The organism is Solibacillus sp. GQ1 (assembly GCF_059758555.1).
Window position 1 is genome coordinate 281,285 of sequence record NZ_JCAXEX010000002.1, and the last position, 22,655, is coordinate 303,939.

Consider the following 22,655-nt stretch of genomic DNA (forward strand, 5'->3'; position numbering starts at 1 on the left):
ATTGAGTTTTTTGCTGTTTAATCCAAAAAAAAAAATGGTACATCCGTATTAGATGTACCATTTTTTCAACTTTTACATATTTAAATAGTTACTAAAATCTCTTTTGATAGATACGCTCCGTACCGTTAACGGTGCGGTATTTGGATACGAGCGGAGTAAACTGCAATGTTTCTTTATCTCCTAAGCCAAGATATCCGTTTCTTGCTAAGCTATCGTAAAAGAGGTGATGTACTTCATGCTGCAGCTCAGGTGTAAAATAAATGAGCACATTGCGGCAAATAATAACATCAAATTCCTGGAATGATTTATCCGTCGCCAGATTATGCTGTGCAAACATAATATTTTCGCTTAAGTAAGGTTGAAATGTGGCAAAGCTATCATCCGTTTTATAGTAATGGGAAAAGCTTTCAGTTCCGCCAGCTAAAATATAATTTTTCGTATAGGCTTGCATTTTATGAAGAGGGAAGGCACCATGCGCAGCTTTTTTCAGCACATCTTCGTTCATGTCTGTCGCATACATCATCGTACGATCCAGCAGACCTTCTTCCTGCAGAAGGATAGCCATTGAATAAACTTCTTCACCCGTTGCGCAACCTGCATGCCATATCCGTATTTTATCAAGCTGTTTCAACTGTGGGATAATCTCTTCCCGGAACGCCCTAAAGAATGAGGGGTCCCGGAACATTTCAGTTACATTAATCGAAAAATCGTTCAACAACACTTTTAACAACTCTTTATTGTATATAACCGATTCGGTTAATTGTGATATTGATGAAAAATTATTAAGTCGCATGCGATGTTCAATGCGTCGCAATATAGATTGTTGATTATACTTTCGGAAATCATATCCCGATAATGTGTAAACTGCTTCCAATAATAATCGTACTTCTAACTTCTTTCTATACATTTCGTAAACTTTCCCCACTTGTGAGCCATACCGTTAGTACGGAGAATAGTTGTTCCAAGTTTAAAGGCTTACTAATATAATCGGAAGCCCCAGCTTCAAATGCTCGATCTTGGTCTTGTTTCATCGCTTTTGCTGTTAATGCAATAATCGGCAGCTCATGTAATTGTAAATCTTTGCGGATACGCTCCATTGTTTCATATCCGTCCATTTCAGGCATCATAATATCCATCAGAACAGCATCAACACGTGTTGCTGTCTGTAAAATATTCAAGCATTCTACACCGTTAGACGCTTCTATAATGTGAACACCTTTATGTTCCAATGCCTGACGAAGCGCATAAATATTACGGTAATCATCATCAACAATCAAAATATGCTTTTCATCAAATATCGACTTTGATGCACCCATCGGAAGTGCTGGAGTGGCATCTGTATAAACTGCTTCCTGTTCAGCAATTGTCGATTGTACAGCATTTCCATCAGGTAAGCTTGGCAAGTACACAGTAAACGTACTACCTTGACCTTCAGTACTTGTTAACGTAATCCAGCCACCAAGAAGTTTAGTAACTTCGCGGCAAATGGATAAACCTAAGCCTGTTCCGCCATATTTACGAACAGTGGCTCCGTCCGCTTGCTGGAACGATTCAAATACAATGCTTTGTTTATTTTTCGGAATACCAATACCGGTATCTGTCACACTAATCGAGATCCATGTGTCGCTTAGCTGTCTCATGGTAGGTGTTATACGTGCTTTATCCACCTTCACTGTTACCGAACCTTCCTCAGTAAACTTCAGTGCGTTGGAAAGCAAGTTATTTAAAACTTGATGGAATCGTTTCACATCTGTATGGAAAATTTCAGCAAGGTTATTTGCTACATCCACCGATAATTCCAAACCTTTTTGTTTCGCTACCGGCAGGAATAGACTTTGAATATGCTGTGGAATTTCATAAATATCCATTTCTCTGAACCATAAATCCATTTTTCCGGCTTCAACTTTCGATAAATCCAGTATGTCATTAATCAGGTTCAGTAAATCTTCGCCTGAATCATGGATAACTTTTGCATATTCCAGCTCGTCATCAGATAAATTATGCTCATGGTTTTCCGCAAGCATTTCAGACAAGATTAAAATGCTGTTGAGCGGTGTACGTAATTCGTGAGACATATTCGCAAGGAACTCTGATTTGTAATTTGAGCTTTGACGCAGCTGTTCTGCACTTTGTCTTAACTCAACCTGTACTTTTTCCAGTTCATGTGTTTTCTGTTCCGCGTCACGTGTACGCTCTTCTAAACGTTCATTAATTGTTGTCAGTTCTTCTGTTTGCATTTTCAGTTCTTCAGATTGTGTTTGTAGCTCTTCTGACTGAACTTGCAATTCTTCTGTCATCGCCTGTGATTCATTTAAAAGACGAATGACTTCCATACGACCAATAATACTGTTGATCGTTACACCTAGATGCACAACAACTTCTTTAATAAGATCACGATGCTGTTGGCTATAAGGCTTAAGTGAAGCCAATTCAAAAACAGCTACAACTTCTCTTCCGAAAAGTACAGGAACGATAATACCGTTCGAGATCGGAATATTTCCGAGTGATGTTTCTAAGTAGTGGAAACTGTTATCTTTATTGTCATAGCTCAATACACGTTTTTCTTTTACACTTTGACCGATGAAGCCATGTCCAACTTCGAAGCTGTCACGACCTACATTATCGCCTGTTTCTGCAAAGGCAGAAATTTTATTGAACTTGTTATGGTTGCGAATATCCTGAATGTAAAATGCACCATACACCGAATGTGTACGAGTCGTTAATGATTTCAGCAATACTTCACCTAATTCATCAAGCGTATCGACACCTTGGTAGGCTGTTACAACTTCGGCCAAGTTCGTTTGGTACCATTGACGGTTTTCCAATGTCGTAAGAAGCGAATTCGTTGCCAGAACGAGATCTTTTACTTCATCGTTTGTTTTGGCAGTAATACGTTTCCGTACTTTACCGTCTGAAGCATTCATATCCTGAATCGCTTCCGTAACTTCGTTGATCGAACCGGCAATATTACGTGAGATAATTGTGAAAATAACGATTGTCACTGTCGCAATTAATGTTAGGATTGCAAAAAGACTATACGTTAACGCTGTATTTTGATCATTAAGATCCGCTACTTTTTCTTGAATCGATTCTGTTTCAAAAGTACGGAAAGCAGTGAATTTTTGCTGCAGTTCACTAATGGCCAAGCTGCTTTCAACACCGTTGAACGCTCCAAGTATTTCTTCATTATTATTAGCAAGTATCGCATTCATTAGAGGTTGTCCAATATTGTTAATCCAATCTTCGATACCGCTATGTACTACTTCCAGCTGTTCCTGACCGCTTGAAAAGTCATAAACAATAGTGCTTAATTCATCATAGGAAGCTTTCCATGTTGCCATTTCTTCATTAAACTTATCTAAATGCGTTTCATCGTCCGTAATTAAATAACGATGTAAGGAGGATTCCATATTAAGAATTTGGCGTTCCAAATTGTTTGACATCATACGCATTTGAGAATCATATTTAATAATGTCGTTTCGTTCTTTTTGTAAACTTGTTATTTGATTATTCAAGACAAGAGCTGCGACGATTAAACATACTATGAGAATAATATATCCACTCGTAATTTTGAAGCCAATGCCCAATTTACGTTTTTTCTTCATTATGTTCCTACCCTGCCTTTATATAAAATTTCTATCAACTAAGTATACTATAACTTAGTAGAGTGTACGAATATGATGATTGAAAAAGTGGAAAGAATTACAATGTTTAATTGATATAATGGATTTAATTCGTATCAATTTTCCCGTAAATCCCGCCACCGCCTCCCGTTATGGCAATTTGTCCTTTTCTAGATAAGTCGATTAGGACTGCGAGTTTTTCGGGAATGACGTTTTTTAGTTCTTCCAATGAAGCCTCATGCAAAATATTCATCTCTGTACCAAACACATCCAGCATCTTTTCGATTGTTTTAGAACCAATACCTGGAATAAAGTCGAGCGGAACTTGATGAATGTATGGAGGCCTGCTGATTTCCAGTAGCGGGTTATCCGTTAATTCTACAATTCTTTTTGCAACACCTTTGATTAGTTGTTCCTTTCCGCAATGAGGACAGCGGCTATGACCTTCTTCGGTTAATTGTTCACCGCAGTTGGCACATACCGTCTCGTGATATTTGCCAAGAAGGGGATTGAGTCCGTAATTAGCTATGATTTGTCTGCCTTCTATCTGATGGAGCGCTTTTCTCAGCTCTTCAAAATTAGCATCCTTTAGCCGGATTTTCTGATATTCACGGGCAAGCTTTCCTAATGAATGCGCATCCGAATTTGTTACAAAGCTAAAAGGGGCCAATTCACTAATCCCTTTTACCATCATCGTATCAGAACTTAATCCGAGTTCAATTCCATCAATGAGGTTTGAATCAAATACTTCCGTTAAACTACTTTTAACCCCTCTGCCGAAAAGGCTTTTAAACGGGGTAAATACGTGCGCCGGAATAAAAAGGCCGCCAAGTTCATGGACTTTTTGCTGCAAAGTGTGTCCATCACATCGCGTACGCTGTGTGCTTAGATGGATGTTCTTCTGGTGAAGCTGCAGCCAGCTTGAAAACTGCTTCATCTTCGTAAGCGTTGGTATATAGCAAAGGACATGGATCGGTCCATGACAATTGGCATCATAAATCTCGATTTCCGTTCCTAAAATAAGCGTCGTCTTTTTATAACGAATGCCGCCTTCCGCTAATTCTGTTGCTTTTTGTTCATGAAGCAGCTGTTCTACTTCTTCGATTACTTCTGGTGAATGACAATCGATAATGCCGATTAAATCCAAACCTTTTCTCGATGTAGCGGTTTCCAAAATATTTGTCAGCGTCAGGTTTTTACTTCCTGTTATTTTGACTGCGCGTCCTTTATACGTACGCCCAATATGTATATGTAAATCCGCATAAATTTCCTTCCACATTATGCACACATCCTTAAAAGAGTTGTTTTTTAAATAATACCCGAAATTCGAAGTTTATTTTCAACGTGGGGAAGATTATTTATATTAAATAACTCAGACAGTGGTCACGACATTCGAAAGCTGCTGAAGCAAAAAGGAAGGGGGCAAAACCCAAAAACACCCTTTTTTTCTATAAGAAAAAGGGTGTTTTTACTATGCTTAAAAATATACGTTTCTTAATAAGAGATTTTACTTGTCTAACGAAATTTCTAATTATGTTGCCTTATCTTTAAATTCAGTTCTGTTAATCAACTGCTTCGGACAGTGTTGCTTTAGTTGCGGTAACATTTTCTGGAGACACGCGATTTTGCATATTTACATACGAGCGTTTATCCGAAACGAATGTTAAAGCAATCGCAGCAATTAAACCCGGAATGGCAAATGCGATGAAGTTCATTTCAATCGGCAATGCAATTGATAATAGGAAGCCGCCTAGAAGGGGACCCATCATGCCGCCCATACGCCCAATCCCGGATGCCATCCCTAATGCAGTGGAACGGATATTTGGCGGGTAGTACTGTGAAACGTATGCTTGTACAATATTTTGAGCACCGATTGTTGCAGCACCAGCGACAGCAACTAACACATAAATGTAAAACGTATTACCTCCAAACCCTAGAAGTGTTAAAGCGATTGCACCAGAGGCATACATCGGAACGAGCATTTTCTTTGAACCGTATTTATCACATAACCGGGCGATAATAATCGTACCGACCATTGCACCACCTTGAAGTGTAATGAGGAAGCCTAAGCTCGAGTTCAACCCATAGCCCGCTTCAATCATGAGCTTTGGCAACCATGTGTTTAATCCATAAACCATTAGAAGACATGAGAAAAACGCTGTCCAAAACATGACCGTACTTAAACCACGTTTATTATTAAATAATCCGACAACAGGAACTTTGGAATTATCAATCGGAATATGTTCGAGCTCTTCCGTTCCGTCAAATGTTATATTCGGATCTACTTTTCGTAAATTCTTGAATAACTCTTCTGTCTTTCCTCTTCTAGCAAGGTAAACTGCTGATTCCGGCAGCTTTTTATACATCAATGGTAATAATAGTAGTGGAATTCCGGCCACCCAAAAAATCGACTCCCAGCCTAAGCTTGGCATAATTAAGATACCTAAAATAGGGGCTAACATCCCGCCGACAGAATAGCCGCATAATACAATGGAAACGACCATACTGCGCATTTTTTTAGGTGAATAATCTGTCAATAATGCGATGACATTCGGCATAATGCCACCGAGGCCCAACCCAGCGAAAAAGCGGAAAATTGAAAATAACAATACATTTGTTGTAAAGCCACATAGGACTGTAAATAAGCTAAATAATACGATCGAAATCGCGGTAACTTTTTTTCGGCCAATACGGTCTGCTAAAATTCCTAAAATGATCGCACCAAACATCATACCGAACAAACCATAACTGCCAATTGCTCCGGCTTGAACTGTCGTCAATCCCCATTCCTCGATCAGTACAGGGACAACTGTACCATAGACCACTAAATCATACCCATCAAATAAAATAATGAGAAAACACCATGCCAATAAGCTGAAATGAAAGCGGTTAAACTTACTGTCTGCAATAACCTGTGCTACGTTAATTTTCTTCATATGCATTCCCCCTAAAAGTCCCCAATCCCCATTGAACCGACTTAAATTATTAATATAGTGAACAAAGTTCATAATATTTATAGATAATAATATTCTGAATTAAGGTAATTTTCAATGTTTATTATTAAAAAAGTTTAAAAAAGTTAAAAAAACATCAAATTGTCTAGTTTATATAAATTTTTCGTTAAAATGCACAAAAGGGTAGGAGAACAATTATTTAATTTCTTTTTATGAGATATTTGTTAGTGAATGAATTAAAAGAGGGGTTAAATTAATATGTCCTGCTGACAGGGGAAATTCACTCAGCAGGACCGTTTATTTACTCGTAATTTCAATTAAACAATTGTTTTTATTGCTTGCCATTTTTCCATTACGACATCTTCATCAAACGTACTAATGATTCGATAGTTTTCGTCATCTAAAATGCGGTAATGCTTGCTTAAAAGATTTTGCTGAAGTCGGTGGTGTTTATATTCGTCGATGTTCTTCCACCAAACATAACCGCCCATTGTTTTTTCACGTGGGGTAATGATGACATTATGTGCGGTAAGTTCAATGACTTCCATCGGGTCGCCGCCAATACGGTTTTGTAATGTTTCGCTATGACGGAAGAGGGCGCAGATCGCAATCGTCGTTGTCCAGTTTGCATAAGTACGCTCTTTCTCGATTTGTACGAGTGTCTTTTTCGAAATGCCCAAAATTTCGGCCATTTTATCTTGTGTATAGTTATTTTCAGTGCGGATAAGTTTCAAACTTTCCGATGTTATTTGTATAATAAAATCTCGATCCATCGAATCACCTCGTGTAATAATACACTAAATATAACATAATGCCATTTCTATTTCGACGAATTGAAATAAAAAATAGCCTGAGCAAAATCGCCCAGACTACTTTCATATAACAATTATTCGTCCTTTCCTTTTCCGAGTAGCTTATTTGAAATGACAAGTCCGATTGCACCGATAATGATGAACGAAATCGAACGAATAAGGATGTCGAGCTCGGATAAATCAAAGAAAATCATCTTGATAATCCCGAAGAACAGTAAGCCAATACCGACCATCTTCAAATTCGAGTAGCTTCGTTTCGCTGCAAGGAACAACGAGAAGCAGGCGATGGTGAAAATAAATACAGTATTTAGAATAACCGCTGAGTTCCAATTGATAAGATCATGGAAATTCATGAAATTCGTTATACTGAAAATCCATATAATCGAAATAATCATACTGGCGATCGTCAGTTGCTCTATATATTGGCTGAAAAACGTTTTGTAGTTTTTATAAATCCATCCTTTTTCCCAAGCATCAGCAACAATTGCCCACAGAATGGCAAAATACAAAATGCGAACGATAAGGGCGACGATAACTGCCTGGTCATCAACCCATACAGTGGAAAGTAAAACAAGTCCCGCAAACACATAAACGCCAGAAGCAAGCCAAGGAAGAAAATGACCGACGATTTCGGGTTTGACGACTAAAACAGCGGCAAATGCAAATGCAATTAAACTAATTGCTAAAAACGTTGTGTAGTGCTGCGGCATATACGCCCAGTCCAGTTTCCAAACATAAAGTAGGGCAACTAAATATAATAGGCACGGATAAATATCTTCCAATTTGAAAAGTCTCTTTTTCTCTTCAACCGGTGCAGCTTTATACTGAAGCAGGACTTTATAAAGACCTATTAGCATCGCTATAACAAGAACAATGTTCAAATGCTTCAATGAGAAGAATGGCTCCACTTCATAAAACATTAAAACGAAAAAGGCGAGTACAGAAAACGTAATACCCTTAACCCATTTCATGAAGAAAATCGCATGCTTCAACGCAACGACCAGTCCGCCAAATGACACGACAATCATCAGAAGCAATGACATTTCGCTTGAAATATTGAGCTGGGTAATAATATTCAGCAGTACAATAATCGATAATGTCCCGAACATATCAATTAACAGTCGTTCCGCACGCTTGAATACGATATATAAAGCGCCGGCTACAATCGCAAAGAACAAAACAAGAGCGACTAGTAACGGAGTCTCTTCACGAGAAAGTATTCCGTTTATGAGTGACAATACGATGACTGTAAAAGTGAATAGTAAACTAGCATGCAACTTACTATTACTAGAATATAACCGTATGAAACTTATGAGAAACAGACTGAAAACGGCAATGATCGCAAATGCAAAAAAGGCCAGTCGTTCATCATGGAATATCGAAACAACCGCCAGTGCTAAAACTGAAAAGGCCGTCCCGATATAAAGTGCTCTACGCTGTGTATGTTTTAAAATAACGACTTGCACAACGGCGAAAAGCAACACGACGAAAATGCCGATAATCACTCCGCTAAACTGCATGTATTCCAATAAATACGGCAGTAATAATGACGTAAAGACAACGAGTGCTGTCAACGCTTCATTTCCTTTAACATAGCTGATGAAAACGCCGTAAACAATATAAATTAGGGCAAAAATTAATGCTACATATAAACTGAGCACATCATATAAAATGGCCCCCGCAGCAGTTGTTAAAATCCCGACAATGAAGGCACCACCGTAAAGCGATAACGCGACAACCCGTGACCCTTTTTCCTTTTTCTCCATATAGTATGCACATGCGCCAAGACCAATAGATAATACAAAGCCGGCAATAATTTTGACGCTATCGGATAAGAAGCCGTAATCACTAACGAGTTTTAAGCCCCAGAGGACACCGAGCACTAAAATGACCGTAAAGATTCGCGGTAATGCCCGGGTAAACAAGTCTTCCAGTGACCGCTTTTCCTTTTCTGGAATAGGGTCTTCTCTAGGAACAGCAACCGTACTACTTGGTACAGGTAGTTTTTTTCGTACAAAAGGTTTTACCGGTTCTTTTTGAACGGGTACAACTTGCTCTATTTTCACATGTTGCTTTAAATGCTGTACTTCTGTTTTTAATGAGCGTACTTCCTGTTCCAAAGCCGCAATCCGTTCCAGCATTTCTGTATCTCTTTCCACACAATCACCTCTTTCAATAAAAGTAATGATACTCTATTAGTGTAATTTTACACTTTTATGCAGTGGAAGTAAATTGTTTTCGGAAAATTCATTTACCGTAAAACTAATCTATAAATAAGGGGCGAGAAAAATAGTAAAAGGACTATTTATGAGAATGTCATGCATATTATTTATCATTTGAAACTATAATTAAGTAATATAGAAATAAGTAAAATTAGTAGGGGGTAATATGAGTAATTTAATTATTTTTTCAATCATTTTTCTAATCGTCCTAGTAATTTTTATCAAGCTGTTTCGTTCCTTTACCGCACAATTATATATTCGAAGCAGAATACGAAAAGGAATCAGGCAGAATTTTAAACAAATTAAATTGGCAAAAGGCAATAAGCAACAGCTATTTGACGTATATAAAAGTGTTTATAATAACGCGACATCAAAACCAAATCGATTATTTGCCTCCAGAGACCGAGATAAGTTTGAACTGAAAGCAAATACGGAATTAAACCGTATGACGAGAAATCCTTTTACAAAACTGTATGCAAGCGCATTAACGTATTCAAAAGGGTTATTTACATGTCTTTTTCTTATTGCGACAATTCTTTCAGGAGGAATTTTGAAAGAGGAAGTAAAAGCCTCTTCACTGACATTGCCGACAGTTGACCAAGACATTCAATTAAAACTGAATGTTAACTTGGAAGATAAAATTGATCAGATCGTGACAAGCTTTATGCAAGGTGAAAATAAACTGCAAAGCTTTAATTTTCAGGATTTGGCGAATAAGAAGGTTGTTCCGGTTTACGACGTAAAAGATTTACCGCAGGCAGTGACCAATGTGGAGCAGTTAGGCCAGGCAATCGCCCATCATATGTCGCAGTTTGAACATCAGTTTACGGTTTACTATGAAGGGGATGTCTCCGATTTTGAAACGACAATAGATGAAGTATTTGCATGGCTGGAAGTAAATGAACCATATTTATGGGCGGTCATGGGCGAGTTCTCAACACGCGCCAAATACTACGGCAATAAAGTTGAATGGCATGCAACGGTAAACTATGATTTAACAGCAGAAGAAAATGCCATTGTGCTAGGGAAAATCGATCAAATTATAAGTACAATTCCGGAAAACGCAACGGTATCGGAAAAAGTGAAATTTGTGAATGATTATCTAGTTGTGCATACGGAGTACAATGTGAACAGTAAAGCAAATCCACATACACCGTATTCTGTTTTAATGAATGGGGAAGGTGTCTGTGAAGGATATGCATTGGCTGCATTATTAATGTTTGAAGCGCTCGGTATCGAGGCGAAATATGTTGTCGGTAATGCCGGCGGACCACATGCCTGGAATTTGGTGAAAGTGGATGGACAGTGGTATCACCTCGATATTACATGGAATGACCCGGTTCCGGATCAGGGAGATCGAGTCCATTATCAATATTTCCTCATAAGCGATGAAAAACTTTCGAATGACCATGAATGGATTAAAGCGGATTATCCGAAAACATCTGTAAATGATTACCTGTAAAAAAATAATATTGACAAAAGAATGTATTAACCACATAATACACTTATTGGGTGTATGAAGTGCTTAATACATTTTTTTATGCATACTGTATTAAGCAGTTAGTACAGAGTTCGGTTATATGGATTTTTTTGCAGATAGTGTACTAAGTGAGTAATACACGAGAGGAGCTGAACAAGGTGGATGTGAAATTCAATAACCGGGATCCTGTATATGTGCAGGTTATCCGTCATTTTAAGGAACAAATTGCAAAAGGTTCGTTTGCGCCAGGGCATGTCATCCCATCTAGACGGGAGTTGGCCAATCAGCTCAAAATCAACCCGAATACAGTGCAGCGTGCCTATAAGGAAATGGAGGAGCAGAAATTGATTTATACAGAAGGAAATATGCCAAGTTGCATTACGAAAGATGAAGCGGTACTAAAAAGTGTACGTGAAGAATTAATCAGTGAAGCGGTGCAAGTATTTATCAGTTCGATAAAATCAATCAATGCGCCACTTCCCGAAATAATGGAGCTCGTACAGAAACAGTATGAGGAGGCGGAGCATCGTGATTGAAGTTAAAAGTGTCTCTAAAAAATATAAAAGAAAGCAAGTATTGAAAGATATGAGCTTTACTGCAGAAAAAGGGCAAATTACATGCCTGATCGGAATTAACGGTGCAGGAAAAACGACCATTATGAAATCTATCATGGCGCTCACTCCGATTGACCGTGGCGAAATTTTAATCGATGGAAAAAAAATCAGCAAAGATGCGTACGAAAAAATTACGTATATTCCAGACCGTCTGACAATGTCACCAAACTATACAATTGCACAAAGCTTCGAGTTTATGGCCGATTTTTATAAAGTGTGGAATGAACAGCGGGCAACAGAACTTCTCGCATTTTTTCAACTGGATCCGAGCGATAAAATTTCAAGCTTGTCAAAAGGGAACACAGCAAAAGTCAATTTACTGCTTGGCTTGGCATTGGATGTAGACTACATACTAATGGATGAGCCATTTTCAGGGATCGATATCTTTTCTAGGGAACAGATTGCAAATGTCTTTACGAGTCATTTAATCGAAAACCGCGGCGTTATTATTACAACACATGAAATTAATGATATCGAGCATTTAATCGACAAAGCGGTGCTTATCGGAGACGGCCGTGTATTAAGAGAAATGAATGTAGAACAGATGCGGGAAACAGAAGGCAAATCCGTAGTAGATGTAATGCGGGAGGTGTATGTCTGATGAATCACTATATAAAGCTCGTCAATTTTGAAGTGAAACGATTTAGTAAACTCTTTCTAGCTTTAATAATTGCGGTAGTAGCAGCCCAAATTTTCGGGGCTATTATCACGTCTTTACATTATGTAAGCAATGCGGAAACAACGATGCTGCGTGACCAAATGACAGTAAGTGACTATATACAAAACTATGGTGCGTATTCACTGCAGAACTTTTTATTCTCGGAATACTTCATACTATCCCTTGTATTTGCAGCAGCGTTACTTATGATCTATGTATTTTTTATTTGGTATCGTGATTGGTTAGGAAAATCATCGGTTATTTATCGTTTGTTCATGCTGCCTACAGCACGCAGAAATGTGTATTTTGCCAAATTGACAACAATTTTGCTTTTTGTTTTCGGTTTAACAGGAATGCAAATCATCTTACTGGAAGTTGTGAAACAAATTACTCAACGAATAGTACCTGACCAATTATGGATGGATGAAAGTGTAATTTATATTTATTCTACTGAAATACTGGATTTATTGTATCCACAATCACCGTTATTATTTGTTTTCTATTATGTAATTGGTATTACAGCTGTTGCAGTAGTCTTTACTTCTATATTATTTGAACGCAGCTATCATCTTAAAGGGCTTTTCCTGGCATTAATCTATATTGTGATTTCAGTTGTCATTGTAATGGTTCCAGTAATCATTCAAACAATCACCGATTATTTTTATACGAATGAGATTTATTTAATCGTTACTGGGTTCAGTATTTTAACTACTGCCCTTGCGATTTATTTAGCAGATTATTTATTAAAACGAAAGATTAATGTGTAGAGGAGGGGAATGACATGAAAAAATATTGGCAACTTCTTTTAATTGCCGGAATCATCGTTGTAACATTTACTGTGCACTATATACAAGTAGTGAACGCAAAAGACAAAGAGTATGATTTTACATTCGAAAAAATTTCTGGTGATGATAAATATATAGATTCATTGATGTTCGAAACAAGCGTTGAGTATGGGATAGGATACAATTTACTTCTTATTAGTAAAGATGAATCCACATTAATTGAATCTATTCATAACCGTACAGTGCCGATAATGTTTCAAAGACTTATAGATGAACATAAAAGCTTTATGCGCGGTAAAGCATTTATTGAAAATAACTATTTTGAGGACGATACGAAGCTTATTTATATGAATGAACCTGAGGAAGGCTGGAAGATAAAAGAAGGGGACACGTATAGTTATGAAGTTGATATACTGGATAAAGTGAAGGATGAAAAAACTTCATTTACTATCGAGTCACAACTGAAAAATAGATATAACTGGGTTTTTTATAATGACATTACGGTTGTTGATAATGAGCTTAAACTTATTGTAAAACAAATGGATAATGACGGAAGCGAAAAAATGTATCAAGTAATTATTGATTTGAAAAAGCAGCAGCTGCTGAGTGAAAATTTACTTGAAGAAGCAACAACGGATGATACGACAAGAAGAAGTATTGATTCCTACAATTCTTATTCAAATTTAGGTCATGAAAAATACCACGTCTATGCTATAAATTCTTTTGATTTGAAAAATCCTGAACAAGATATTTTTTCACGTCAGTTCAGCGCATTAAATACGGAAACGAATGAAATAACAGATATTCAGTTACCGGAAGGTTTAGATCAGAACATGCAAAGTATTGAAGTGGATGATAATTATTTAGTTATCGCCTATTCAACAAAAGAGGAAATAGTCATTTACAGTTATAATATCGGACAGCAGCGATGGCTTGAACCGATTACTGTACCGTATTCTGAAAAAGTGTTAATTCCTGAACTTAATAGCACGGCTACGCTAAACGGAAAATTCTACGTCATGACAGAAGTGAATAATGATTTTATACTCAAGATTTTTGATATTGAACAAGGTACATTATTATATGAAGGAAAACTTATCAATAATAATGTGGAACAAAAATATTATATTCACATAACTGATGTTTATGAATTAGAAAAGTAACTGAAACGATTTAAAACTCAATGAATTTGGCTACCAACAGATTTTTGGAGTATATAATAGAAAGTAGCTTAATCGTGCATGTGCGGAAAATCTTTACGATATTCCGGCAAGCCGTTATTAATTAACGCATTATCTTTAATTCAATTATTCCATTTCAATGGGTAAAGAAAAGAAATAAACTTAAATGCACATAGCAAATCCCGCTATCTTAAATGGTAGCGGGATTTTTTTGATCGCTTCAACTCTCGAAGAATAGTATAGTCTTAAACAAATGATTGACTGAATATTCACATTTATTTACACTGAGGAAAATGAGGCGACATAGAGAGACAGCTAGAATTAGACAAAGGAGAGGGTATGTTGTGATTAAATGGAAGAGCAAAGAGCAGTTAAGGCAATTATTATGTGAACTTGTACAAGTGCAAAGTGTTTCAGGTTCACAGGCAGAAAAGGAATTCCCTGATATTGTAGTGAATAAACTGTCGGAGCTGGTGTATTTCAAAGAAAACCCTGGCCATTTAAATCGAACATATTTGAGTGACGGGCGTAGTTTCATTAACGCGTTGGTCAAAAAATCTCCAGATACAAAAAAAACAATTGTATTAATTAGTCACTTTGATGTAGTGGATGTTCAGGACTACGGAAAATGGAAACAATATGCTTTTGATCCTGAGAAGCTAACGGAACAATTTTACTCGATCAAGGACGACTTGCCTGAAGCAGTGCGGGTTGATATGGAGAGCGGAAACTGGCTATTCGGCAGAGGGACAATGGATATGAAATGCGGGCTTGCCTTGCATATGTCCATTGTTGAGCGAGCGACGTTCGGAGAGTACGACGGCAACATTCTTTTATTGACCGTTCCTGATGAGGAAGTAAACTCTGAAGGAATGCGAGCAGCGGTTCCAAAACTTGTACAACTTTCAAAAGAGCATGGTCTTGAATACACTACGGTTTTAAATTCAGAGCCGATGTTCAGCAATTTTCCGGGTGATAAAAATAATTACTTCTATACAGGATCTATCGGAAAAGCATTGCCGGGCTTTTTATGCTACGGGAAGGAAGCCCATGTTGGGGAACCGTTCGGGGGATTGAATGCAAATTATATGGCATCGGTAATCACAGCTGAAATGGAATTAAATACGGATTTTTGTGAAAAGGTGGGCGAAGAAATTACACCGCCTCCTACGAACTTAATTTATCACGACTTGAAAACGGAGTATTCCACACAAATTTCACACCGGGCTGTGACGCTGTTTAATTTATTTCTATTTGAAAGAAGCATGACAGACGTTGTTTCATTGCTTCAGCAAAAAGCGATTAGAGCAGCAAGTGAAATAGAACAGTCCTATATGAACAAAGCTACGAAGTACTCACAGCATACGGAGTTTACACCGCAAGAATTAAAAGTGAAGGTCATGACGTATGAGGAGATTTACGAATATGCGCTGGAGAAATACGGTGAGGAAAAAGTTGAAGGGCTTCTATCAAATCGTGACAGCGAAAAAGACGATCGGAAACGAACGATTGAACTAGTCGATCAATTAGCTGCGTTATGTAATGAACTGGCACCGATGATTGTCATTTTCTTTGCGCCGCCATTTTATCCTGCAATCAGTTCGGGCAAAAATGGACTCATCAGCAACCTTGTAAATGAGTTGAAGCAATACACGCAGGAAACATATGATATGGAGTTCCACATTCAAAACTACTTTGCCGGAATATCGGATTTAAGTTATGTAGGTTTAAACTATGAAAACAGTTCGATTGCGTCCCTTATAAACAATATGCCGGTTTGGGATAAAGGCTACTCGCTGCCGATCGGGGATATGAAAAAGCTGAATGTACCGGTGCTGAACATTGGTCCGGTTGGGGGAGATCCGCATAAATGGACAGAGCGGCTTGACGCGGATTTTGCATTTGTAACATTAGTCGATCTATTGCAATTGACAATTGAAAAATTATTCGCTGCGCATTATGAGGTGAATGAACAAATAGTAAGCAAATAATACTCTGTCTTTAACGTTTTAACGTTAGATTTATGTTACAGTGGGAATACTAACCGCGAAATAGAGCGGAGTTGGAGGCTTATTATGACAAATACAGTAGACGAACTATTAGAATCGCTCGTGGCAGCGACAATAAATAATGAAGTGAAGTGGAGTAAAGGTACGGAAGCACTGGAAGATGTGTTAGAAGAAGTATACGGCAACACGGAAAAGCTTTATTTCTTCTTTGATGAAGAAGAAGGTTCAAACATCGTTTTAGCAACGTATCAATATTACGAAGGCGAAGTAGAAGCCGATGAATTTTTAAAAGAAGGCATAAGCCTGTTTGTCATCGATGCAGATGATTTTGAGATTTTAAATGAAGTAACAGATGAAGATGCAGACGATGCAAAGTTATTTCCTGCTTTAATGGAAGCGATTGAAGAAGCGAAGTAAACTTTAAAGATATAACGGGTGTGGACAGTGTTTTATATGGTTCACACCCTTATTTTTTATTTATACGAGCTCAAACACTATGCCTTCAGGATAAATGCCAATATAGGTCTCCTCATCATTTAAATAGGCAATTTCCGCTCCATCAATTACTTGATGTTCGGTTAGTTCTGTTAAGATTGATCTCAGTGCTAATCCTAAATCAACAACGAGGCAGAACGTAATGCCGGCACCATCCCCGATTTCGGAGCCATAAAGCTCGCCGTTTCCAGTTTCGTGCAAAATATCATCTAATAAATCCTCCACGAACAGGCTTCTTTCTTCCGCTTCTTCAAACTGCTCTTCCAGTTCATAACGGTATTGAACAGCAATTTTAATTAAAGAACCGGGATCTACATATTCATAGCCTTGACTGACCTTCTCTGCTGCCAGTTTTTCCATGACGCGTTTAGAACTTTGGAAAAATCCTAACGGCAGTTCCTCCTCCTTACCTTGCTCACCTAATGTCCCGGATAATATATGAATCTGCTTATTCATTTTCCAGGCTTGCCAAAATTGTGTGCCACCGTTCATTTTCTTTAATAATCGAATCATTTTCCATCCTCCATATCCTATCTAAAATCTCATACCCATTAAACTATGTAACTAGACAACAGAAAGTTAAAAAAAGGAATCTTTTTTTCTCGCACTTTTTTTATTAGACAATTGAACACGATTTCAGAAAAACTCAACCCGATATTGTAAAGTCTGGAGGTGATATTAGAACAACTGGAGAATAAATTTGAAAATCGCAACTTTATTAGAACAAATAAAATGATATTTGAACTTCTGTAACTATGTTAGAATACCCGGCCAAACTCTAGTGACACCCGGCACAAATCCCGGACAACATAATCCAGCCCAACAAAAAACGCCCGGTAACCACTCAACCAAGGCGTTCCACTCAACCAATCAATAACCGCTATTCAACAATTTAAACCCTTTCACCGCTAACGGCACTTCACCAAAGGGCTTTTGATCAAATTGTTCTTCGATATAAATTTCCGCCAGCATCTGCTCGCGTTCACCGCCCGATTCAGCATGCTTTACTGCGACAACTGCTTCGTATAGACGAGCAAGCTGTTGCATCAGCGGTTTTGCTTCGAGCGTTTGCATTGCCGGATCTAGTGTGACAAACACTGCAAAACGCTGCTCCACGACAGAGGCAAGCTGCTGCAAATACGGATGGCTCGTTTGCTGTAGTTCATGAAGGAGCGTAATATGCGCATTTTTTTGCACAAGGCGAATGAGCTCGTGTGCCAAAATGTTCGCAGTTCCTTCCCAAACGGTTAATACTTGGGCATCCCGAAGTAAACGGGGGAGTACGAAATCCTCGATATAGCCGTTGCCGCCATGTAGTTCAATTGCTTCATGGGTAAATTCGATCGCCCATTCTGCCGTTTCCTTTTTCACTAACGCAATTAACAGGCGGACGATTTGCTGTTCGTCTTCAGATGCATTACCGCCGATAACCTCCTCATAGCGCGATACTAAATCAAATAACGCGACAAGTGATGCATGCCATTTTGCGTGCAATGCGCCTAACGTATGCTTCACCATCGGAAACTCGGCAACAGTCTGGCCAAAAGCGATACGCCCATTTGTATAATGGACCGCTTCATCCAGTGCACGTTTCATAATGCCAACAGATGCTGCGGCATTGCAAATCCGGGATAGGTTAAGCGCTTCGAGCATATAGTAGATTCCTTTGGACGGATCGCCAACAACATATGCTTTTGCACCGTTAAACTCAACTTCCCCTGATGGTACCGCTTTTACGCCAAGCTTATCTTTCAAACGGCGGATTGTAATGTGATTAAGCTCACCATCGTCGTCACGCGACGGTACAGCAAACAATGTTAAGCCGCGTGAACCTTGCTTGGAATTGGTCGTCTGGCGCGCAAGTACCATTGCAACTCCGCACATCCCGGCATTCGATGCAAAGTACTTCTCACCGTATAAACGCCATTCACCTTGTTCAAATCGCGCTTCCACAACGTTTGCGCCGACATCTGATCCCCCTTGACGCTCCGTTAAAAACGTGGCCCCTTCAAATAATTCCGTATCGCCTGTAGCACAAATATGCGGCATAAACTTCTGCTTTAGCTCTTCAGATGCATAGTGCTCGAATAAATAAGCCGTGGCCATCGTCAATGTAACAGGACAGTAAAACCCTGGCTCAGTTTGAGATAATAAATAGCCCTGCGCAAAACTGTATACATAATTGCCTTTGTGACCTAATTTAGGAATATCTTTATGCACATAGCCGACAATTCCGGTTGCGTATGTTTCGGCAACTGTTTGTTTATAGCCTTCGTTTACAATGACTTCACTCACTTCATCGCCGTATGCATTATAGCGACGTAATCTCGGTTCGCCTTCCCGGTCCGTCACTTTGGCACGGGCATCAATTGGTCCTGCACAAAGTGCACCGAATGCAGTCAGCCGTTCATCTGCATAACGGTAAAAAGAAGGGGAAAGCTTTTGTTGTAATAGCTGATGCAATGTTTGATCAAATTCATAAAAGTTCTGGCTCTTTTCACGTTTATTGGCTAACACTTGCATTTGCTTCACCTCTTAGCTGTTGTTTTAATATTTTCCCGGAAGCATTGCGCGGAAGTGCTTCAGCTTGTTCAAAGAATTTCGGGATTTTAAATGCGGCAAGTTTGCCTTCTAAGTGCTCGCGAATTTCCTGCTCGGAAACAGGGACTTTCGCACAGTAAACCGCTTTTACAGTTTCGCCCCATTCAGGATGCGGCACGCCGAACACCGCTACTTCAAAAATAGCGTCATGCAGCAGCATCTGATCTTCAATTTCTTTCGGATAAATATTGACGCCGCCGGAAATAATCACATCTTTTTTACGGTCAACAATGTAAATATAGCCTTCTTCGTCAATGCGGGCTAAATCGCCTGAACGTACCCAGCCATCAACGAAAGTATTTTTCGTTTCTTCCGGATTTTTATAGTACTCTTTCATATTACCTTCACCATATAAAACGATTTCGCCAATTTCTCCAGGAGTTACATCTTCATTTAATGCGTTAATAACACGCAGCTCTGTTCCGAATGGTGCACGCTTTCCGATACTACCTGCTTTATGAGGATGGTCGGCTGCGTGTAGAATCGATCCGCTCGGACCCGCTTCCGTTAAACCGTACACACATACTAAGTTGTCCGTATTAAACTGCTGTTGGATATAGACGACTTCTTTTTCAGACAGCGGTGCCCCTCCGTAAACCCACCATTTCATTGACGAAAGGTCTGCATTTGCGATGCGCGGTGAGCCGGCAGTTAAAAGATAGGCAACAGGTGCCCCGAAGAAGTGTGTCGTTTTGTATTTTTCTACCGTGTCGATTAACAAGTCAGGCGTAAACGTCGGTGTGAGTACAGCGGTTGCCCCGACTAAAACAGCTGTAACTAAAAATAAATTCAATGGAGCTGAATGCGTTAACGGCATCATAATCAGCATTCGGCTTTCAGGTTTTACTTCCATTTCAATTGCAATCATATGCGATACAGCAAGTACATTACGGTTAGTCAGTAAAACTCCCTTAGGATTGCCGGTTGTGCCGGAAGTATAAAGTAAAGTCGAATCGTCATCCTCCACTAAATCACAGCATACAACTTCATTAGGGGCAGCTGTCTGGAAATGATCGAAGCTTTGCCAGTCATGGACAGCAGGACCTGTTTTTACTTTTAGACCATTGAACATAATCGTAGCAGCCTGTTCGAAAATCAACTCATGGACAAAGATCGCCTTTGCATCGCTATGATTGAGCACATACTCAATTTCACGCGTGACAAACTTGGCATTGATCGGTACAACGACAGCACCAACACGCTGAATGGCAAAGTAAAGCGTGACAAACTCTTGCACATTTGGCATGAAAATCCCGACTTTATCACCTTTAACGATTCCGCTTGTACGCAATGAGCCGGCGATTTTATTTACTTGTTCATCCAATTGTTGATACGTCGTTTCCTGACCGAGACTAATGACAGCAATTTGATTCGGATACTTTCTTGCATGACGAGCTAACAGATTAGAAATATTCATGATTGGTCCTCCAATAATAGAATTAGTTTTTCTCGAAAAATAGCTTCCGTCCTTTCGATATCTTGACGGATTTCATACAACTCTTGAATCTTCTGGTCAATCTCCTTTAACTTTTGCTGACCGTATTCGATTGTCCGCTCCAGCTGTTTAATACCTGTACGGTCAAGGTCAAAAAGCAAAATCATTTCCTTAATTTCTTCCATAGAAAAGCCATACTTTTTTCCTCTGATAATTAGCTTGATCTTTGCCTCCTCCCGTTTGGAATAATGGCGCATTCCATTATGAGGTCGTGTCGGTTTTAAAATCCCGAGCTCTTCATAGTAGCGCAATGTTCTAGGTGTGAGTGCATATTCTTTAGCGATTGTTTTAATGGATTTCACATAGACACCCCCCATTGGCGAAAGTATACCATTTACGTTAACGTCAATTTAAAGAGAAATAAAGATTAAAATAGAAAAAATATTTATTAAGGAATGAAATAATGGGGAAGTGAGGTTTGAGTCAAATACAATCGTTATACTTTAGAAGTTATGATAAGGTTAATAGCCCTTATTAAATTCAGCGTGTTTCTCAATCGAGAAGCCGCTTTTTTATTTATATTCGTATAAAATTCTTACTATATAAAAAATAATCCGCAATAAGTAATAATCTCATTGACAATCATTATCAAATAGCATTATTATTTTAATTAGTGAAAATGATAATTGTTATCAATCAATTTTAAGGGGCGTTAATTAGATGAAAACGAAAAAGTTCTATTCTTTAATGGCAATGCTTTTCGTAGCAATGGGCTTACTAGTTGTTGCGGGCTGCTCAGATAAAGAAACAAGTACAGATGAGAATAAGTCAAATGAAACAACAGGCTCTTCGAATTCTGAAGATTCGGCAACTCAATACCCAATCGTAATTAAACATGCATTAGGTGAAACAGTAATTGAAGAAAAACCGGAACGTGTAGCAACAGTTGCATGGGCAAACCATGATGTGGCACTTGCTCTTGGTGTAGTACCAGTAGGTTTCTCAGCAGCAAATTACGGTGTACAAGATGAAAGCGGTATGCTTCCATGGACAGCAGAAAAATTAAAAGAGCTTGGTGAAGAAAATCCGAACATCTACCAAGATACAGATGGTATAGATTTTGAAGCAATCTCAGATTCAAATCCGGATGTGATTTTAGCGGCGTATTCAGGAATTACACAAGAAGAGTATGATACATTAAGCGAGATTGCACCAGTTGTTGCATATCCGGAAATTCCATGGGTTATTACATGGCGTGACCAAATCCTATACAATTCAAAAGGTATGGGTATGGAAGAAGAAGGTAAACAATTGATCGCTGATACAGAAAAATTAATCCAAGATAAAGCAAACGAATTCCCGGAAATCAAAGGTAAGAAAGCGGCGTTCGGTATGTTTAACGCTACAGATTTATCGAAGTTCTATATCTATACACCAGCTGATCCACGCGGTGAATTACTGGAAGAGCTAGGTATGGAATATCCGGAAAGCATTAAAGCGCAAGTTCAGGATGAAAACAGCTTCTATATCGAGTTAAGTGCAGAAAATGCAGATGCTTTAAATGATGCTGAAATTCTGATTGCCTATGGCGATGACAACACATTAAAAGCACTTCAGGCAGATCCGATTTTAGGTAAAGTACCTGCAATCAAAAATGGTACGGTTTTAATTATTCCTGACAACACACCACTTGCTGCTGCAGGAAATCCGAACCCGCTGTCAATTCAATATACAATCGACGAATATGTAACTTTAATTTCGGAAGTTGCAAAAAAGTTAAAGTAAT

At 38.7% G+C, this 22,655-nt stretch carries 18 protein-coding genes; 8 read left to right on the top strand and 10 right to left on the bottom strand.

Features of this window, described 5'->3' with window-relative positions:
* Window positions 1-91: 91 nt before the first annotated feature.
* The 6 genes from AC6CH1_RS13735 to AC6CH1_RS13760 form a co-directional block, all read right to left on the bottom strand.
* Window positions 92-907: a CheR family methyltransferase gene (locus tag AC6CH1_RS13735; protein WP_427712249.1), complete on the bottom strand. Its 816-nt coding sequence runs from the start codon at window positions 905-907 to the stop codon at window positions 92-94.
* Window positions 900-3,605 carry an ATP-binding protein gene (locus AC6CH1_RS13740; protein ID WP_498318027.1) on the bottom strand — a complete coding sequence of 902 codons (2,706 nt, stop codon included), beginning with the start codon at window positions 3,603-3,605 and terminating at the stop codon, window positions 900-902. The genes AC6CH1_RS13735 and AC6CH1_RS13740 overlap by 8 nt, the downstream gene beginning before the upstream one ends.
* Before the next feature lie 124 nt (window positions 3,606-3,729).
* On the bottom strand, window positions 3,730-4,902 hold the full coding sequence (locus tag AC6CH1_RS13745; protein ID WP_498318029.1) for an endonuclease Q family protein: 1,173 nt from the start codon (window positions 4,900-4,902) through the stop codon (window positions 3,730-3,732).
* Between the two features lie 283 nt (window positions 4,903-5,185).
* Window positions 5,186-6,559 (bottom strand): MFS transporter, encoded by a 1,374-nt coding sequence (locus AC6CH1_RS13750; RefSeq protein WP_498318030.1) that lies wholly within the window; start codon window positions 6,557-6,559, stop codon window positions 5,186-5,188.
* 335 nt (window positions 6,560-6,894) lie between these two features.
* Window positions 6,895-7,350, bottom strand: coding sequence for a helix-turn-helix transcriptional regulator (locus tag AC6CH1_RS13755; protein ID WP_087618661.1), 456 nt, complete (start codon window positions 7,348-7,350; stop codon window positions 6,895-6,897).
* A gap of 113 nt (window positions 7,351-7,463) precedes the next feature.
* The gene (locus AC6CH1_RS13760) at window positions 7,464-9,548 is read right to left on the bottom strand and encodes a DUF2339 domain-containing protein (protein ID WP_498318032.1); all 2,085 of its coding nucleotides are present in this window, start codon (window positions 9,546-9,548) and stop codon (window positions 7,464-7,466) included.
* A gap of 229 nt (window positions 9,549-9,777) precedes the next feature.
* Between AC6CH1_RS13760 and AC6CH1_RS13765 the strand changes: the two genes are divergently transcribed.
* From AC6CH1_RS13765 to AC6CH1_RS13795, 7 genes are all read left to right on the top strand, one after another.
* Window positions 9,778-11,073, top strand: coding sequence for a transglutaminase domain-containing protein (locus tag AC6CH1_RS13765; protein ID WP_427712260.1), 1,296 nt, complete (start codon window positions 9,778-9,780; stop codon window positions 11,071-11,073).
* A gap of 176 nt (window positions 11,074-11,249) precedes the next feature.
* A complete protein-coding gene (locus AC6CH1_RS13770) occupies window positions 11,250-11,627 on the top strand; it encodes a GntR family transcriptional regulator (protein WP_008406052.1) in 378 nt (125 codons plus the stop codon).
* The gene (locus AC6CH1_RS13775; RefSeq protein WP_498318034.1) at window positions 11,620-12,306 is read left to right on the top strand and encodes an ABC transporter ATP-binding protein; all 687 of its coding nucleotides are present in this window, start codon (window positions 11,620-11,622) and stop codon (window positions 12,304-12,306) included. Before AC6CH1_RS13770 ends, AC6CH1_RS13775 begins: the two co-directional genes overlap by 8 nt.
* Window positions 12,306-13,130, top strand: coding sequence for a hypothetical protein (locus AC6CH1_RS13780; RefSeq protein ID WP_498318035.1), 825 nt, complete (start codon window positions 12,306-12,308; stop codon window positions 13,128-13,130). The genes AC6CH1_RS13775 and AC6CH1_RS13780 overlap by 1 nt, the downstream gene beginning before the upstream one ends.
* Window positions 13,131-13,144: 14 nt before the next feature.
* Window positions 13,145-14,311 carry a hypothetical protein gene (locus AC6CH1_RS13785; RefSeq protein ID WP_498318037.1) on the top strand — a complete coding sequence of 389 codons (1,167 nt, stop codon included), beginning with the start codon at window positions 13,145-13,147 and terminating at the stop codon, window positions 14,309-14,311.
* 362 nt (window positions 14,312-14,673) lie between these two features.
* Window positions 14,674-16,320 carry a M20/M25/M40 family metallo-hydrolase gene (locus AC6CH1_RS13790; RefSeq protein WP_498318039.1) on the top strand — a complete coding sequence of 549 codons (1,647 nt, stop codon included), beginning with the start codon at window positions 14,674-14,676 and terminating at the stop codon, window positions 16,318-16,320.
* Window positions 16,321-16,404: 84 nt separating this feature from the next.
* Window positions 16,405-16,755: a hypothetical protein gene (locus AC6CH1_RS13795; RefSeq protein ID WP_251690138.1), complete on the top strand. Its 351-nt coding sequence runs from the start codon at window positions 16,405-16,407 to the stop codon at window positions 16,753-16,755.
* 60 nt (window positions 16,756-16,815) lie between these two features.
* On the opposite strand, the gene AC6CH1_RS13800 is transcribed toward AC6CH1_RS13795, so the two are convergent.
* From AC6CH1_RS13800 to AC6CH1_RS13815, 4 genes are all read right to left on the bottom strand, one after another.
* Window positions 16,816-17,346, bottom strand: a complete 531-nt coding sequence (locus AC6CH1_RS13800; protein WP_498318041.1) for a hypothetical protein — start codon at window positions 17,344-17,346, stop codon at window positions 16,816-16,818.
* 357 nt (window positions 17,347-17,703) lie between these two features.
* Complete coding sequence (locus tag AC6CH1_RS13805; protein WP_498318042.1) at window positions 17,704-19,356, bottom strand: acyl-CoA dehydrogenase family protein; 1,653 nt, start codon at window positions 19,354-19,356, stop codon at window positions 17,704-17,706.
* Complete coding sequence (locus tag AC6CH1_RS13810; RefSeq protein WP_498318044.1) at window positions 19,337-20,851, bottom strand: class I adenylate-forming enzyme family protein; 1,515 nt, start codon at window positions 20,849-20,851, stop codon at window positions 19,337-19,339. The genes AC6CH1_RS13805 and AC6CH1_RS13810 overlap by 20 nt, the downstream gene beginning before the upstream one ends.
* Entirely contained in the window at window positions 20,848-21,231 is a 384-nt protein-coding gene (locus AC6CH1_RS13815; RefSeq protein ID WP_427712293.1) for a MerR family transcriptional regulator, read from the bottom strand. The genes AC6CH1_RS13810 and AC6CH1_RS13815 overlap by 4 nt, the downstream gene beginning before the upstream one ends.
* Before the next feature lie 358 nt (window positions 21,232-21,589).
* On the opposite strand from AC6CH1_RS13815, the gene AC6CH1_RS13820 reads away from it, so the two are divergent.
* On the top strand, window positions 21,590-22,654 hold the full coding sequence (locus AC6CH1_RS13820) for an iron-siderophore ABC transporter substrate-binding protein (protein WP_251690134.1): 1,065 nt from the start codon (window positions 21,590-21,592) through the stop codon (window positions 22,652-22,654).
* Window position 22,655 lies beyond the last annotated feature (1 nt).